The following is a 16,105-nucleotide window of genomic DNA, read 5'->3' on the forward strand; positions in this document are numbered from 1 at the left end:
GTTAATATTTATACTAAACCAGAATTAATCTTAAAAATCAGGTTTGATTGATTGCAATAGGCCAAACATCAGTTATAATTGCCCCTCAAATTGATGCCAGAGTGGTGAAATTGGTAGACACAGGGGATTCAAAATCCCCCGCTAGTGATAGTGTGCCGGTTCGAGTCCGGCCTCTGGTACCAAATTAAAGAGCCTTACTTTCGTAAGGTTTTTTTTCGTCTAGAAAAAATCCTTTTGGCTACTTTTATTAACTTATTTTAGGTAGCCGTTAGTATACAAAACAGTTTCTTGGTTATTGCAGGTAATACAAAATTTTTCACCATTATAATTAATTCTAATAGCCGTTTTTATCACTTCAGTTAGAAAAAAATCACCTTAAAAAAACCAAAAAGCTAACCTATTTATAATTTTTCATGATAAGGCTAAGTCCTTGTATATACAGCTTTTATTGGTGAATTTTGGCTGTGGTTTTACCAATATTTTATAAAATAATTCTTGTCTCAGTGTTTTAAAAAATCATTTTTGAGATATTGTTAATTTTCACACTTTTTACTATTGCATCTTAAAAATATTAGGCATAGCCTCGTTGTTCGAAAAATGAACAGGTAATTGCTTAGGATTTCTTAAAACCTAAATTATTGTATGCCATTAAGCCACGACCTAAAAAAATAACAAGTTAGAGGTAACAATGAAAACAAAAATAATTATCGCTATTAGTGCCGCTTTATTGCTATTTGCTTATATCTATTTAAGTGAAAACGAAACCACCGAAATTCCTCGTGAGCTGTTACAAAGTTCATCCCAATTAATTACTCCAGTCGATTCTAACGAGCCAATTGAGCATCAAGATTTAACCGTAAAAATAACTGAAAACGAGCAAGCTGAAACGCCTCGCGAATTAGTCCAAGAAACAAACAGTCAAGCAGCCTTTTCAGGAATTTCGCGAACTTCTACTGAAGCAAAAGCATACCTAGAAGCTGCTGGTGTATTACCGCAAGATTTAAATGGTGAAGCTTACGTAGAATTTGACTTACAGGCTTTAAGAGCGCTTGAGATAGGCGATACTTTTAATTTAGATATTCCGCAAACATCAGAAACTTTTTCTGCGGAAGTGACTAATACCACAATATTCGACAATGGTGACAAAAGTGTTTTTGGTCGGTTAGTGGGTTCCGATGGTGTGTTACACACTACCGTTCTAACCGTTGGGGCCGATGCACTTTATGGTCAACTTACCGCGCCATCAGGGAATTATGTATTTGAAACTAAGGAGCAGTATGGGTGGATCGCAGCAAAACGCGACCTTTATCAAAGCCATATCGAATCGGAGGCTGTCCCAGTTCCTGCGGATGAGCTAATCGTCATAGAGCCAGAGCCTGCTCAGGCGAGTGACACACCATTATAATTAGGAGAATAACAATGAAAAAATTAATAAAAGCCGCGAGTATATTGGCATTAGCGAGTGGTGCTTTTGGAGCTCAAGCGGAAACGATTGATATCGGTATTATGTATGATAATAGCGCGGTTGCTAAAACTGGAAACATTAATACAAAAATAAACCAGTTAATTTCTTTTAGTAACCAAGTGTATAGTCAAAACGGTATTAATATTACTTTGCGCTTAGTTGGGACAAAAAACTTAGGTAACTACACAATTACACCGTCTAGCTCTTGGCTTAACTCTGTCACCAACAGCTCTTGGGTACAAGGAATGAGAAATGATTGGCGTGCTGACATGGTTGCAGTGCTGGGGGTAGGCCAATCTGCGGGTCAACCTGGATTAATTTCTTGCGGTATTGCTTGGGTTGGTCAAGGTGCAAATGGAAACTTATACTCTTCGCAAAATGGTAAAATGTATAGTATTACTGCAGTTGACTGTGGAGCCACTACTTTTGTTCATGAGCTAGGGCATAACCAAGGTAATGCACACTCTAGAAAGCAAGGTGATACGAGTGGTGGAGTCTATGTCGATGGCATGGGGCATGGCGTACAAAACTCGTTTGCGAGTATCATGGCGTATCCACATGTATTTGGAAGTGCAACTCAGTATGACTATTTTGCTAACCCTAACTGGAGTGTTGGTGGTCAACCATTTGGCATTACCGGTAAAGCATATGGTTGGAAGACCATTAATGCAACTAAACGCAGTATTTCAAGATTTAAATAGTCTTAAAATTTAAACACAAAAAAAGCGACATTTAAGTCGCTTTTTTTGTGCGCGAAACTGAATGTTTCGCTTAATGATTGCTTAAGTTTACTTAGTCACAGGAAAACCGCGATCTCTCATTAGGGCGTCGACATTGGCGTCTCTTCCTCTAAATAAACGGTAAGCTTCGGCTGGGTCTATTGCATTTCTAACGCTAAATAAGTGCTTCACTAATTTATCCGCAACTTCTTTATCGTAAAAACCGCCGGGCGCTTCTGCAAACGCTTCTGCTGCGTCAGAAGTTAAAACTTCTGCCCACATATAACCATAGTAGCCTGAAGAGTATCCTTCGCCGCTAAAAATGTGTCCAAAGTGTGGGGTGCGATGGCGCATAACTAGCTCAGAAGGCATACCTAACTTCTCTAATGTCTCGCGCTCAAAGGCGTCTGGATCTAGATCGGTAGGATCAGTCATATGTAACTTAATATCGATGATTGCTGACGCCAGATACTCGGTCGTTTTAAACCCTTGATTAAAAGTTGCCGCATTTTTAATTTTAGCGACTAACGATTTAGGCATAGGTTTACCGGTTTCGTGGTGAACTAAGAATTGATCAATAACTTCGTCGGTAGACAACCAGCGCTCTAACAACTGAGATTGAAATTCAGTGTAGTCTCTCACGCCGCCATTTTGGCTTGGGTATTTTACTTTTGAAGATAACGCGTGCAATGCGTGACCAAATTCGTGGAAGTAGGTGGTTGCATCATCCCAAGAGATTAAAACAGGCTCTCCAGGTGCACCTTTCATAAAGTTTGAGTTATTTGACGAAAGCACATTTTTATTGCCGTCGAAAGTACTATGGCTACGGTAGCTTGTTGCCCAAGCGCCGGAACGTTTGCCTTGTCTGGCAAATGGGTCTAAATACCATAAACCAATATTTTTGCCGCTGGTTTTATCGGTAACTTCCCAAACTTTAACGTCTTCGTGAAAAACAGGTACACTACCATCGGTGATAGGGGTGAACTTAAAGTTAAATAATCGCCCGGCAACGTAAAACATGGCATCTCTAAGCTTATCAAGCTGTAAATACTGCTTAACTTCATTAGAGTCTAAATCGTACTTAGCTTGTCTTACTTTTTCGGCATAAAAACGATAGTCCCAAGGTTTGATTTTGTCATTAAGGCCTTCTTTGTCGGCAATCGCTTGCATATCTTCTACTTCTTGCTTAACTCTAGCAATTGCTGCCGGCCAAACTGATTCCATTAAGTTGACCGCATTCTCTGGCTTTTTCGCCATACGATCTTCTAAGCGCCAAGAAGCATAGTTTTTATAGCCTAGAAGTTTTACACGCTCGTCGCGAAGCTTTAAGATTTTAGTGATAATTTCATTATTATCGTACTCATCGCCGTTATCGCCGCGATTGTAGTAGGTTTCCCAAACTTTCTTACGTAGCTCTCTTTCTTCAGAATAGGTTAAGAATGGATCCATAGAAGAACGTGTATTCGTAATTGCAAACTCACCTTCTTTCCCGCGTTCTTTGGCGGCTGCGGCAGCGGCTTTAATTGATGACTCTGGTAATCCAGCTAGCTGGTCTTTATTAATGTAAGTAACGTAATTTTCTTCATCATGTAGTACGTTATTTCCAAATTGTGTATGGAGTTTGGCTAGCTCTTGGTTAATTTCTGCATATCGCTCTTTAGCTTTACCTTCTAAGGTTGCGCCGTTTCTAACGAAGCCTTGATAACGAAGTTCTACCATGCGTTTTTCATCGGCACTGAGCGACTTCATTTCGTCACTCATATAGATAGCTTTAATGCGATTAAATAAGGCTTCGTTTTGGTTTATTTTCGAGAAGAAAGCCGATAACTTCGGTGCCATTTCGCCTTGGATTGCTCTAAATTCTGGCGTGGATTTATTGGCACTCCAAATTCCCCAGTAAGTAAATATGCGGCTTAATTCTTTACCGGCTTTTTCCATCGCCACAATGGTGTTTTCAAATGTAGGATCGGCTGGGTTATTAGCGATTTCTTCTACTTCAGCAAGGTTTTTTTGCATTGCAATTTCTAGCGCTGGTTTTAAATCTTCAAGTTTGGCTTTGTCGAAAGCTGGTACGCCTTGGTAAGGCCCAGTCCACTCTTGCAATAGGGTATTTTGCTCTGCCGCTTTAACGGGTGCGGCCGGGGCAGGTTTAGAGACGGCAGCATTTTCTGGTTGTGGTGCGGCTTCTTTTGATTCTCCACAACCTAACAGTAAACTCGAAACTAAAAGGGAAGAGGTCAATAATTTAAAACTGGGGTTTTTTGTGGTTTTCATATTGGATGAAGTCTCCGTTGGCTAAATTTTTATATTTGTCTATTGTTTTTTTAGGGCTATACCATACCGAGTTGCACGGCCTAGGGAAAGTAGCAAATTGTAAATGATTTTTAGCAGTATTTTTGTGATGTGTGCAAAGGTAGTAGATTTTATTGATTTTCTGGTTGCAATCCCCCTGAACTCATAGCTTTAAAAATGTCGACAATTTAAGCCAATTCATTTGATTATTTAGAGAGAGGTGCTAGTATTGTCGACAATATTTGACGTTATTTGATTTTTTGCACCCGTATTGGCGTGTTTTACAATAGAGTATTATGCAAGCGATTAGTATTCAAAAACCGATTACTGCGACCGATAAAACTTTTGTGCAAATGCGCCAAGATATCGTTGAAGGTCATATCCAAGCTGGCTCAAAGCTAAGTGAAACCGAGCTTGCAGCAAAATACGGCGTAAGCCGTGCGGTGATTAGAGAATCGATTAACCGGTTGGAATCTTGTCACTTAGTCGAGCGTAAGGCCAATGTAGGCGCTAGAGTGGTTGCGCTAACAGCGGTCGGTCTAGAGCAATTATATCAAGTTCGCGAGTCTTTAGAGGGAATGGCCGTGCGGCTTGCCGCTGAAAACATGAGTGACGCCGAAATCGCTGATTTAAAAAGCTTACTCAATAGCCATTTTCACACGATTAAAGGCGGAGATAGCTATTATCAAGAAGCTGGTGATGTTGATTTTCATTATCGAATTATTCAGGGGAGTAAAAACGCTCACCTAATTAGAATGCTAGTCGATGGCCTATATCATTTAGTTAGAATGTATCGCGTTCAACTAGGAATGGCAGGGCCAAGAGTGACGACTGCTTTTGATGAACACAAAAATATTGTCAATGCGATTGCTAATAGAGACCCAGAGTTAGCTGAAATGCTGATGAGGCGTCATATTCAATATACGCGAATTAACTTACAACAAAAGCTTGAACTCGACTGAATTAAAAATTAACTGATAGGTTTAGTTTTTGCTTTAACATGACATTAATGATTACTTTTAAACCCACACCAATTTGGAATCTTTAAATGAACACTCAATTTCGAAAGCCATTAGCCGGAACTCAACTTGACTATTTTGATACCGAACAAGCAGTTGAAATTTTGCAAAGTGGCGCTTACGCAAAACTTCCTTACACCGCTAAAGTGCTTGCAGAAAACCTGGTAAGACGCTGTGCGCCGAGTGATTTAAATGATGCTTTGTTACAAATTATTCAACGAAAACGCGAGCTTGATTTTCCTTGGTATCCAGCAAGAGTTGTTTGTCATGATATTTTGGGGCAAACCGCATTAGTAGACTTAGCCGGTCTGCGCGATGCGATTGCCGAAAAAGGCGGTGATCCTGCACAAATTAATCCGGTTGTACCAACACAACTAATTGTCGATCACTCGCTTGCGGTAGAACATGGTGGCTATGATAAAGATGCCTTTGAAAAGAATAGAGCGATAGAAGATCGTCGTAATGAAGATAGATTTCACTTTATTAACTGGACTAAAAAAGCATTTAAAAATGTTGATGTAATTCCACCGGGTAACGGCATTATGCATCAAATTAATTTAGAGCGAATGTCACCGGTTATTCAAGCCAGAGAGGGGGTTGCATTTCCGGATACTTTGGTCGGCACAGATAGCCATACACCAATGGTTGACGCGTTAGGAGTGATTGCTGTTGGCGTTGGTGGGCTAGAAGCAGAAAGTGTTATGTTAGGGCGCGCTTCTTATATGCGTTTACCGGATATTATTGGTGTTGAGCTTACCGGTAAACCGCAACCGGGTATTACCAGTACGGACATTGTTTTAGCCATAACTGAGTTTTTAAGAAACGCTAAAGTAGTGTCTAGTTATCTCGAGTTTTACGGTGAAGGCGCTTCGCATTTAACACTCGGTGATAGAGCAACAATTTCAAATATGACTCCTGAGTTTGGAGCGACTGCTGCAATGTTTTATATTGATCAGCAAACGATAGATTATTTAACCCTAACTGGCCGCGAAGCTGAGCAAGTTAAATTAGTTGAAACCTACGCCAAGCAAACGGGGTTGTGGGCAGACGCTATGGTAAATGCAGAATATGAACGAGTATTAAGTTTCGATTTATCTAGTGTCGTGAGAAATATCGCTGGGCCATCTAATCCGCATAACCGAGTTGCAACGAGTGATTTAGCCAGTAAAGGAATAAGTGGCGTGGTTGAAAATGAGCCCGGCAAAATGCCAGACGGGGCTTGTATTATTGCTGCTATCACAAGCTGCACAAACACCAGTAATCCTCGTAATATGATTGCCGCTGGGTTAATAGCACGAAACGCGAATAAGTTAGGGCTGCAACGTAAGCCTTGGGTAAAAACCTCATTAGCACCGGGCTCTAAAGCCGTAAAACTATACCTAGAAGAAGCAAAGCTACTACCGGAATTAGAAGCCTTAGGTTTTGGAGTCGTTGGTTTTGCTTGTACTTCATGTAATGGTATGAGTGGTGCATTAGACCCAGTAATAAAACAAGAAATTGAAGAACGTAAGTTGTATTCCACGGCAGTATTGTCGGGCAATAGAAACTTTGACGGTCGCATTCATCCTAATGCTGACCAAGCATTTTTAGCATCGCCACCATTAGTTGTTGCTTATGCGATTGCGGGTACTATTCGTTTTGACATTGAAAAAGACACTTTAGGCTTTGACGAACATGGCACTCCAATTACTTTAAAAGATATATGGCCAAGTGATGAAGAAATAGACGCAGTTATTAAACAAAGCGTTAAGCCTGAACAATTTACTTCAGTTTATAACCCAATGTTTGATATTAAAGTCGACTATGCTGAAAAAATTAATCCGCTTTACAATTGGCGAGAAAAGAGTACTTATATTCGTCGCCCGCCTTATTGGGAAGGCGCATTAGCAAGTAAGCGAACAATGCAAGGAATGCGACCTTTAGCGGTGCTAGGCGATAATATAACCACCGATCACTTGTCTCCATCAAATGCCATTCAAGCGAGTAGTGCAGCGGGAGAATACTTAGCTAAAATGGGCTTACCAGAAGAAGACTTTAACTCCTATGCGACTCACCGAGGCGATCACTTAACCGCACAGCGAGCCACTTTCGCAAACCCTAAACTTTTAAATGAAATGGTTTTAGAAAATGGCCAGGTTAAACAGGGATCGTTAGCTAGGATAGAGCCAGAAGGTCAAGTCGTAAGAATGTGGGAAGCGATTGAAACTTATATGCAGCGCAAGCAACCATTAATTATTATTGCGGGCGCAGATTACGGACAAGGGTCATCACGTGACTGGGCTGCCAAAGGGGTGCGTTTAGCAGGTGTTGAGGTAATTGTAGCGGAAGGTTTCGAAAGAATTCATCGTACTAATTTAATTGGAATGGGAATTTTACCACTAGAATTTGTCAATGGTGAGACGCGCCATACCTATGGCATAGATGGAACCGAAACTTTCGATGTAATTGGCGAGCCTGCACCTGGTGCTAGTTTAACCTTAGTAATTAAAAAAGCCGACGGTGCAACAACCCAAGTTTCGGTTAAATGTCGTTTAGATACAGCGGAAGAGGTTTCTATTTATACTGCTGGCGGAGTTTTACAACGTTTTGCGCAAGATTTTTTAGAATCAAAGCAGTAAATATTTTTTGTGATTTTTTGGTAATGCAACGCGAATAAACACATCACTCAATTGATAATAAAGGTCAACTTTAAATTATGACTTATGTACCGCAAATTAAAATTGCCGCCACTTATATGCGTGGCGGTACGAGTAAAGGGGTATTCTTTAACCTAAAGGATTTGCCTGCTAGCGCACAACAACCCGGTGCGGCAAGAGACGCATTATTGTTGAGAGTTATTGGTAGTCCCGACCCTTATGCTAAACAAACCGATGGAATGGGGGGAGCAACTTCAAGTACTAGTAAGACCGTTATTTTGTCTAAGAGTGAAAAGCCAGACCACGACGTAGACTATTTGTTTGGTCAAGTCGCAATAGATAAAGCATTTGTTGATTGGAGCGGTAATTGTGGGAATTTAACTGCCGCAGTAGGTTCATTCGCAATATCAAATGGTATTGTTGACTCAGCTAAAATTCCCCAAAATGGCATTGCAGAAGTTAAAATTTGGCAAGCCAATATACAAAAAACGATTGTCGCAAAAGTTCCTATGATAAATGGCGAAGTGCAAGAAATAGGCGACTTTGAACTAGACGGCGTGACCTTTCCAGCGGCTGAGGTTCAAGTTGAATTTATAAATCCTGCCGACGGCGATTCTGCGATGTTCCCAACTGGAAACTTAATTGATGAGTTAGATGTGCCCAATGTTGGGCGCTTTGAAGTCACCTTAATTAATGCAGGCATTCCGACTATTTTCATGCACGCAAAAGCTTTGGGTTATGCTGGAACTGAGTTACAAGATGACATTAATAATGATGAAGCCGCGTTAGAGCGCTTCGAGATCATTCGCGCGCATGGTGCGGTAAAAATGGGATTAATTGAAAGTGTATCGGACGCTGTTGGGCGCCAACACACGCCCAAAGTTGCTATTGTTGCTGAGCCAAAAGATTATGTCGCTTCGAGCGGTAAGGCTATTGCTGGTGATTGCATTGATATAAATGTTAGAGCTTTATCGATGGGAAAATTACACCATGCGATGATGGGAACCGCGGCCGTCGCTATAGGAACCGCAGCGGCAATTCCAGGAACCTTAGTGAATATTGCTGCTGGCGGTGGTGAAAGAAGCCAGGTAGTTTTTGGCCATCCTTCTGGTACTTTAAAAGTGGGCGCAAAAGCAATTAAACATAACAGCGACTGGCAAGTAGAAAAGGTTGTAATGAGCCGCAGCGCAAGAGTTTTAATGGAAGGGTGGGTACTCATTCCAGGTGATTCGTTTTAATACTTTATAACAAGCCATGCAAGTCAGTAGCTAATTAAGCACTACTAAAGTAACTCCGCTAAGCGCCAAAATAATACCCAAAATCTTTTTTGCGTTTAGCGGTTCTTTCAAAATAAGCCACGCCAATAATACGATAAAAATCGAGGTAGTTTCATTTAAAATTGCCGCGATTGAAGCATCTGCATATTTATATCCAGCTAGCCAAAGTGACATTGCTAAGTAAGCGCCAAGAAAACTCGCAATTCCAATCGCGAACCAGTTGTGGGGCTTTTTATATTCGGCAATGGTTTTTTGCCAAGCGCCAATAATATTGGCATAAACAATCATTGCTACTACGCCGGCTAAAATTCGGGTTGCCGTGGTCCAAAAAAAGGGCTGTTGTTCTAGTACTGGTTTAACAATTACAACGCCCAGAGCGGTGAGAAAAACCGAGAGTACACCGTAACCAATGCCTTTAAATTTTAGAGCCGCTGGTATGACTTTAAAGTGCTTAACTAAACTAACTAAAATAACGCCGCCAAAAACAAGTAATAAGCCGAGTATTTGAATAAAGTTTAAAGTTTCGTTTAAATAAATAATTGATAATAAAATAACGAATGGGCTGTAAAGCGCAGCAATTATTCCGGTACTTGCCGCACCAATGGTGTTAAGCGCTTTCATATAGAGTGTGTCGGCTATTGCAATACCTATCACGCCACTAAAAATAATAATAAACCAGTCTTGAGCGGGCATTGCCGGAAGCTGCATCCACTCAAAAGCTAGGGCGGTTAGCGTTACTAACACCAAACCTAAAGTGTTTTTCGCTAAGTTAAGCTCAAACGCTGGCATGTGATCGCCAATGCGAGTGTACATGATTACAGCAAATGCCCATACTACAGCACTTGCTAATGCGTAAATCTCTCCAGCACCCATAACAGCCTTATTTACCACTCAATTTTTAAATTGTGCCAAGCTTGCCAGTAAAAAGACTAAAAAGGAATTAATACTTTAATTATCATAAGCGTAGCAAAAGCCTTTACAACCAATTTGCTATGGTTAATTAACCGGGGTAGTGCTTTTGCCATTCATCAATACCGCCATTTAATGACTGAACATTGTTAAAGCCCAAGTTTTGTAGCGACTGTGCAGCCAGCGCTGATCGTCCACCAGACTTGCAATAAACATATATGCGAGTATCTGCTAAAGATTCTCCAGCTTTTTGTGTTACTTGCGGGTGTTGTAAAATAGTAAACTCGAGTAATCCTCGGGGAATATTAATTGCGTGCGGGATTTGCGATTGAGCATATTCATTAGGCTCTCTCACATCAATTAATATTGTATTTGGGTTTAATGCTTGTTTAAGCTCGCTCGCCGAGCATTCGTTAATCTGCTGTTTTGCTTGTTTGACTAGGTCTATCGGACTTTTCATATTCACCTCGGTTAAATATACACTCTTTATATTAGATGTTGCTAATATTGTGATTCTGACATAGAATGGCTGCCAATTAAAGCTTTAACTCAATCATTAAGTGGTATTTCTAATATGGGTCAACCGATAATTCAGTTTTCGTTACAACGCCCGTTGTGGGTTTACGCCTTGTTTTTAACTTTAACGCTGATATGCGGCGGGTTTATTACTCAAATTCAGGTTGATACCGATCCCGAAAACATGTTGGATAAAGCTGCGCCTGCCAGAGTTTATCATAATCAAATAAAGCAAGAGTTTTCACTGAATGACATCATCGTAGTTGGTGTTGTTGCTCAAAATGAAAGCATTTTTAATCCGCAATCTTTACGAGATATTAAAAAGCTAAGCGATCACATTTTAAATATTAACGGCGTTGTAAAAGCCGATGTCAATAGTTTATCAACCATAGATAATATTGAACAAGCCGGAGAAGGGGCAATACGTTTCGAGTGGATGATGGCGAGTGCGCCGACGCAGCAATCACAAGCCAATACCCTTAAACAAAAAACAAGGCGATTACCTTTTGTTGTCAATAGTTTAGTGTCTGGTGATGAAAAAGCGGCAACAATTTACGTTCCTATACTCGACAAAGATGAAAGTTATCGTATTGCCAATGAAATTAGAGCGGCAACTAGCGAACTAAGTCTAGTTAACCAGTACCATATTACTGGGTTACCTGTTGCGGAAGATACCTTTGGGGTAGAAATGTTTATTCAAATGGGAATTTCTGCACCTTTAGCTGCTTTAGTTATTTACCTTTTAATGTTGTACTTTTTTCGAAGTGCCGCGCTAGTGACTGCGCCAATGATAGTAGCAATGGCCACAGTGATAATCATTATGGGCAGTATGATTGGTATGGGTTTTACCGTTCATATTATGAGCTCAATGATTCCGATATTTTTAATGCCAATTGCGGTTGTAGATTCGGTGCATTTAATGAGTGAATTTGCCGACGAGTTTAAAGCGGGTAGCCAAGCTAAAAAAGTGATTAAACAGGTAACGCTTCGGTTATTTACACCGATGCTGTTTACATCGGTGACCTCTGCGGCGGGCTTTTTCTCATTGGCTTTAACTCCCATTCCGCCAGTGCAAGTTTTTGGTATTTTTGTGGGAAGCGGTATTTTACTGGCATTTATTGCCACGATTATTTTTATTCCTGCCTATGTTTCAAGAATGTCAGCAGAGTCTTTATCCGCAATGCAAGCGAAGCTTCATAGTGAAAATAGCAATAATAGACTGAGCCAATGGTTGCCTAAACTAGGGCAATTATCGATAACGAAAAGTAAATTGTTATTAACGTTTAGCCTAGTTGTTATTGTATTTTCAGTGTTTGGTGTAAAGCAAATTCAAATTAATGACAACCCGGTTCGCTGGTTTAAGTCTGAGCATGAAATTCGAGTGGCTGATAAAGTACTTAACACCCATTTTGCCGGTACTTATGATGCGCACTTAGTGTTTGAAAATACCAACGTAGCTCAGTTAGAGCGCGAGTTTGCGCACAGTGTGGTATCACGTTTACAGGCGCTTGATTTAAGTGCAAATGGCCGTCAAAAAGTTAATGCAATTATTAACGACGTAAGTCAAATTACGCCACAAAATATTAATATATTAGTTAACGATTTATTGTTTGAAGAGTCGGCTGATATTGCTAGTTCGCTTGAGGCTATTCAGGCTTTAGCAGATGAAAAATTGGTACAGCTAAAAACCTTTTTGGCACCTAATGGATTAAATTATATTAGTGAACTTCAGCAGCATTTAGTGGCGAGTGGATTGGTAGGAAAGTCAAACTCATTGGTTGATTTAGTGAAGACGGTTAACCGAGAGCTACGTAGTGGAGAGCAGAAAGATTATGTTGTACCTGAGACTAGCAATGGCGTCGCACAGACTTTACTCCAGTTTCAATCTTCGCATCGTCCCCACGACCTTTGGCATTTTGTAACCCCTGATTACCAAAAAACTTTAGTTTGGTTACAGTTAAAGAGCGGTGATAACTTAGATATGGCACAAGTTGTCGAGTTAGTTGAAAATTATATTCAAGCTAACCCTTTACCAAGCGGTATTAGTCATAATTGGGCCGGTAAAGCTTATTTAAATTTAATTTGGCAAGACAAAATGGTTAGCGGCATGTTAGACAGTTTAGTCAGCGCATTTGTTATTGTGCTACTGATGATGATGTTGCTGTTTCGCTCTGTGTTATACGGCTTATTAGCCATGCTGCCTTTATCGATAACCATTTTATTTATGTATGGGCTTATTGGTTGGTCCGGTAAATATTACGATATGCCCATCGCTGTTTTATCATCCTTAACATTAGGTTTGTCAGTTGACTTTGCTATTCATTTTATTCAAAGAATACGCGTTTTACAGGCGCAAACAAATAATTGGCAAGTGACTATTGGCAAGCTTTTTAATGAGCCCGCACGTGCCATCTCTAGAAATGCGATTGTCATTGCTTTAGGATTTACTCCGCTATTACTCGCACCTTTAGTGCCCTATATAACAGTGGGCGCATTTTTAGCAACTATCATGTTTGTGTCTGCTTTTGCTACCATGCTCGTGATTCCGGCGAGTATCCAGTTACTTAAACCCTGGTTGTTTAAAGCGCCACAAAAAGTCGAGGAGATCTAAATGAAAATTTTCCGCTGGATGCTATTTGGCATTTTGGTAATAGCCGGCATTAACGCAAACTACTTAAAGGCTGCTCCTGTACAAGCAGGTAAAGAAGCTTTGTCAGCGCTTGAAATTGTAACTAGAGCAAATCAAGCCGCTTACTACGCAGGACAAGATGGGAGTGCAATTGCTAGAATGTTGATTGTGGATGCGCATGGCCGCAAACAAGTTAGGCAATTTACAATATTGCGTAAAAATTTATCAAACTCTGAACATGGAGAGCAATTCTATTTAGTTGTCTTTTCGCGGCCTGCTGATGTGAGCGGAACTGTTTTTTTGGTAGAGAAAAAGCCACAACTTGATGATAACCGCTGGCTTTATTTGCCTGCACTTGACCTAGTAAAACGTATTTCCGCCAGTGATAAACGCACAAGTTTTGTTGGCTCTCATTATTTATATGAAGACGTATCGGGAAGAGGGGTAAAGCAAGATCAACATGAGTTAATCAGCGAGACTAATACACACTACCTAATTAAACATATACCACTCGATACAGAGTCTACTGAGTTTAGTTATTACACAACGGCAATAGATAAACAGACTTTTCTACCACAGCGTATCGAGTACTTTGACGCCAATAACCAACCGTTAAGAAAAATTCAAACGGTTGAAGTTAAAACTATTCAAGGCATTCCAACAGTGGTGAGAGCCAAGGCTGAAAACTTAGTCGATGGCTCATACACTTTGTTAGAGTTTAGAAATACTCAATACAATATTGGTATTCCACAAAATGTATTTACAGAGCGCTCTTTAAGAACACCACCACAAGAGTGGCTAACTCGATAGTTTATTGGCCTAATGATTTAATTTATGCAAAATACTTTTTTAAAAATTGTGAGCAAAGGATTGCTATTTTTAGCGATTTTTTCAGCCAGCACTATTACAACGCAAGCTTCTGAATGGGACGAGGCGTTTGGAGATAATTGGGAAGAAGCGAGTCCATGGCAACAACAGTTAAGTTTTTCCGCGTTGTATTCGCCGATTATTAAAAAAGAAACTATTAACCGAGATCCCATAGTTGCCAGTGAGCTTAGAGGCCAGTACGAGTTTAGCTATCAAGCAAAAGCATTGAGTGTTACCGCTGAACTAGAGCTTGTGTATGATGACTTAGTTAAGCAAACAGATTTTGAACTCTATCAAGGGTATTTACAGCTTCCTGTAGGAAACGCTATTGATGTTAAACTAGGTCGACAGGTGATCACTTGGGGGCTAGGCGACTTAATATTTGTGAATGACCTTATGCCCAAAGATTGGCAAGCGTTCTTTAATGGTCGTGACAATCAATACTTAAAACCTCCCGTCGACGCGCTGAGATTAAGTTGGTTTCAATCTTGGTTAAATTTTGACTTAGTTTATTTACCGCAATTTAAGGCCGATGTACTACCACGCGGTGAGCGTTATTCTTTATATATTCCTGGAATTGGTATTACTCAACCAAACCCGCCTTTAGCTTTTTCACAGCCAAATGACAATGAGATGAGTCTGCGTTTGCATAAAACGTACCAGGGAACAGAGTGGGCTGTTTATTTTTATGATGGCTATTTTAAATCACCGAATAGTAGCAGCGAGCCAGGAATTTTTAAGTACGCTAAAATGCGTTCCTGGGGCGCTAGTAGCCGTACCCTCTTTGCCGCGGGATTGCTCAGTTTAGAGTGGGCATTTTATCAAAGCAGGCAAGATAAAAGTGGGTTGAAGCCGAGCATTCCTAACTCCCAGTCTCGCTGGTTAATTGGATATGAACAAGAGTTAGTAAAAAATATTAGTTTGGGTGTTCAAGCTTATCTTGAGCGACTTGAATACTATGCAAAGTTTGTTAAAAGTGAATTGAGTGCCGGTAAAACGCGGCAAGAAATCCCTAATCAAAGTAGAAGCTTATTCACCTTAAGACTGACTCATTTGGGCTTAAAGCAAAAGTTAGTCTCTAGCGCTATGCTATTTTACTCTCCCTCGCAGTCAGACGCTTATTTACGCGCGTCAGCAGAATACGCTATGAGCGATCATTTAAAATTGGCGTTTGGAGTCAATTACTTTAAAGGCGAAAAGGACGAGACATTTTTTGGGCAGTTTTCGCATAATTCAAATGTATACAGCCGAATTAGCTACACATTTTAAATCGCATGATAGGCGTTAAGGTTATTCTGCGCAGTAGTAGTCGTGCAAAGTGTGAATGATATTTTTGGCAACACCGTCTTTTAATTGATAATAAATCGTTTGTGACTCTCGTCGTGTTATTACTAAATCATCTTCGCGTAACTTAGCTAAGTGTTGGGAAAGTGCGCTTTGAGATAAGTCAATTAATTCGTTTAATTCACTTACTGACATTTCACCTTCAGACAAAATACATAAGATCATTAAACGATTAACATTGGCGAGCGCTTTAAGTTGTTTAGTTGCTGTGTCAGCATGCACTCTAAGATCTTGGGGTTTTTGAGTTCGGCAACTATTAGCGGTGTTATTCATGAGGCCTTAAAGATAGGTTGTCAGTTACTGCTAATTTAATGGAATAGAGTAAAAGAGTCTATAAAGAATGAATAATTTATCTTAAAGGTTTCGATAGACTATTTATGAATTAAAAGCTTGCTTATTATAGCGTTATGGCAATCTAACTGATTGTTAATG

General features: G+C 40.2%; 12 protein-coding genes and 1 tRNA gene. 9 read left to right on the forward strand and 4 right to left on the reverse strand.

Going from position 1 to position 16,105, the window contains the following annotated elements; all coding sequences use genetic code 11:
• The first annotated feature begins 95 nt into the window (after nucleotides 1–95).
• From ACUR5C_RS07375 to ACUR5C_RS07385, 3 genes are all read left to right on the forward strand, one after another.
• Nucleotides 96–182, forward strand: a tRNA-Leu gene (locus ACUR5C_RS07375).
• Nucleotides 183–688: 506 nt separating this feature from the next.
• The gene (locus ACUR5C_RS07380; RefSeq protein WP_454467712.1) at nucleotides 689–1,405 is read left to right on the forward strand and encodes a protease inhibitor BamI-like protein; all 717 of its coding nucleotides are present in this window, start codon (nucleotides 689–691) and stop codon (nucleotides 1,403–1,405) included.
• 14 nt (nucleotides 1,406–1,419) lie between these two features.
• Complete coding sequence (locus ACUR5C_RS07385; protein WP_454467713.1) at nucleotides 1,420–2,166, forward strand: reprolysin-like metallopeptidase; 747 nt, start codon at nucleotides 1,420–1,422, stop codon at nucleotides 2,164–2,166.
• Nucleotides 2,167–2,253: 87 nt separating this feature from the next.
• On the opposite strand, the gene ACUR5C_RS07390 is transcribed toward ACUR5C_RS07385, so the two are convergent.
• Nucleotides 2,254–4,458, reverse strand: a complete 2,205-nt coding sequence (locus ACUR5C_RS07390; RefSeq protein ID WP_454467714.1) for a M3 family metallopeptidase — start codon at nucleotides 4,456–4,458, stop codon at nucleotides 2,254–2,256.
• Between the two features lie 314 nt (nucleotides 4,459–4,772).
• Between ACUR5C_RS07390 and ACUR5C_RS07395 the strand changes: the two genes are divergently transcribed.
• From ACUR5C_RS07395 to prpF, 3 genes are all read left to right on the forward strand, one after another.
• Nucleotides 4,773–5,438, forward strand: a complete 666-nt coding sequence (locus ACUR5C_RS07395; RefSeq protein WP_454467715.1) for a GntR family transcriptional regulator — start codon at nucleotides 4,773–4,775, stop codon at nucleotides 5,436–5,438.
• 86 nt (nucleotides 5,439–5,524) lie between these two features.
• A complete protein-coding gene (acnD, locus tag ACUR5C_RS07400; protein ID WP_454467716.1) occupies nucleotides 5,525–8,113 on the forward strand; it encodes a Fe/S-dependent 2-methylisocitrate dehydratase AcnD in 2,589 nt (862 codons plus the stop codon).
• A gap of 77 nt (nucleotides 8,114–8,190) precedes the next feature.
• Entirely contained in the window at nucleotides 8,191–9,369 is a 1,179-nt protein-coding gene (gene prpF / locus ACUR5C_RS07405) for a 2-methylaconitate cis-trans isomerase PrpF (RefSeq protein WP_454467717.1), read from the forward strand.
• A 30-nt stretch (nucleotides 9,370–9,399) separates the two neighbouring features.
• Here prpF and ACUR5C_RS07410 read toward each other — a convergent pair whose 3' ends face one another.
• On the reverse strand, nucleotides 9,400–10,281 hold the full coding sequence (locus tag ACUR5C_RS07410) for a DMT family transporter (RefSeq protein ID WP_454467718.1): 882 nt from the start codon (nucleotides 10,279–10,281) through the stop codon (nucleotides 9,400–9,402).
• Nucleotides 10,282–10,408: 127 nt separating this feature from the next.
• Nucleotides 10,409–10,777 (reverse strand): rhodanese-like domain-containing protein, encoded by a 369-nt coding sequence (locus ACUR5C_RS07415; protein WP_454467719.1) that lies wholly within the window; start codon nucleotides 10,775–10,777, stop codon nucleotides 10,409–10,411.
• A gap of 114 nt (nucleotides 10,778–10,891) precedes the next feature.
• Here ACUR5C_RS07415 and ACUR5C_RS07420 point away from each other — a divergent pair, with 114 nt between their 5' ends.
• The 3 genes from ACUR5C_RS07420 to ACUR5C_RS07430 are packed head-to-tail and all read left to right on the forward strand — an operon-like array spanning nucleotide 10,892 to nucleotide 15,598.
• On the forward strand, nucleotides 10,892–13,444 hold the full coding sequence (locus ACUR5C_RS07420; RefSeq protein WP_454467720.1) for an efflux RND transporter permease subunit: 2,553 nt from the start codon (nucleotides 10,892–10,894) through the stop codon (nucleotides 13,442–13,444).
• Complete coding sequence (locus ACUR5C_RS07425) at nucleotides 13,445–14,272, forward strand: outer membrane lipoprotein-sorting protein (RefSeq protein WP_454467721.1); 828 nt, start codon at nucleotides 13,445–13,447, stop codon at nucleotides 14,270–14,272.
• 24 nt (nucleotides 14,273–14,296) lie between these two features.
• Nucleotides 14,297–15,598, forward strand: coding sequence for a hypothetical protein (locus tag ACUR5C_RS07430; protein WP_454467722.1), 1,302 nt, complete (start codon nucleotides 14,297–14,299; stop codon nucleotides 15,596–15,598).
• A gap of 21 nt (nucleotides 15,599–15,619) precedes the next feature.
• Here the strand turns inward: ACUR5C_RS07430 and ACUR5C_RS07435 are convergent, their stop codons facing one another.
• A complete protein-coding gene (locus ACUR5C_RS07435) occupies nucleotides 15,620–15,946 on the reverse strand; it encodes an ArsR/SmtB family transcription factor (RefSeq protein WP_454467723.1) in 327 nt (108 codons plus the stop codon).
• Between the last annotated feature and the right edge of the window lie 159 nt (nucleotides 15,947–16,105).

The sequence above is a fragment of the Aliikangiella aequoris genome (genome assembly GCF_053709105.1).

What these genes read in the sequence shown, in the direction of transcription:
- ACUR5C_RS07430 (WP_454467722.1), top strand. Translation starts at nt 14,297, where the DNA reads ATGCAAAATACTTTTTTAAAAATTGTGAGCAAAGGATTGCTATTTTTA.
- ACUR5C_RS07395 (WP_454467715.1), top strand. Translation starts at nt 4,773, where the DNA reads ATGCAAGCGATTAGTATTCAAAAACCGATTACTGCGACCGATAAAACT.
- ACUR5C_RS07385 (WP_454467713.1), top strand. Translation starts at nt 1,420, where the DNA reads ATGAAAAAATTAATAAAAGCCGCGAGTATATTGGCATTAGCGAGTGGT.
- ACUR5C_RS07415 (WP_454467719.1), bottom strand. Translation starts at nt 10,777, where the DNA reads ATGAAAAGTCCGATAGACCTAGTCAAACAAGCAAAACAGCAGATTAAC.
- ACUR5C_RS07390 (WP_454467714.1), bottom strand. Translation starts at nt 4,458, where the DNA reads ATGAAAACCACAAAAAACCCCAGTTTTAAATTATTGACCTCTTCCCTT.
- ACUR5C_RS07425 (WP_454467721.1), top strand. Translation starts at nt 13,445, where the DNA reads ATGAAAATTTTCCGCTGGATGCTATTTGGCATTTTGGTAATAGCCGGC.
- ACUR5C_RS07420 (WP_454467720.1), top strand. Translation starts at nt 10,892, where the DNA reads ATGGGTCAACCGATAATTCAGTTTTCGTTACAACGCCCGTTGTGGGTT.
- ACUR5C_RS07410 (WP_454467718.1), bottom strand. Translation starts at nt 10,281, where the DNA reads ATGGGTGCTGGAGAGATTTACGCATTAGCAAGTGCTGTAGTATGGGCA.
- prpF (WP_454467717.1), top strand. Translation starts at nt 8,191, where the DNA reads ATGACTTATGTACCGCAAATTAAAATTGCCGCCACTTATATGCGTGGC.
- ACUR5C_RS07435 (WP_454467723.1), bottom strand. Translation starts at nt 15,946, where the DNA reads ATGAATAACACCGCTAATAGTTGCCGAACTCAAAAACCCCAAGATCTT.
- ACUR5C_RS07380 (WP_454467712.1), top strand. Translation starts at nt 689, where the DNA reads ATGAAAACAAAAATAATTATCGCTATTAGTGCCGCTTTATTGCTATTT.
- acnD (WP_454467716.1), top strand. Translation starts at nt 5,525, where the DNA reads ATGAACACTCAATTTCGAAAGCCATTAGCCGGAACTCAACTTGACTAT.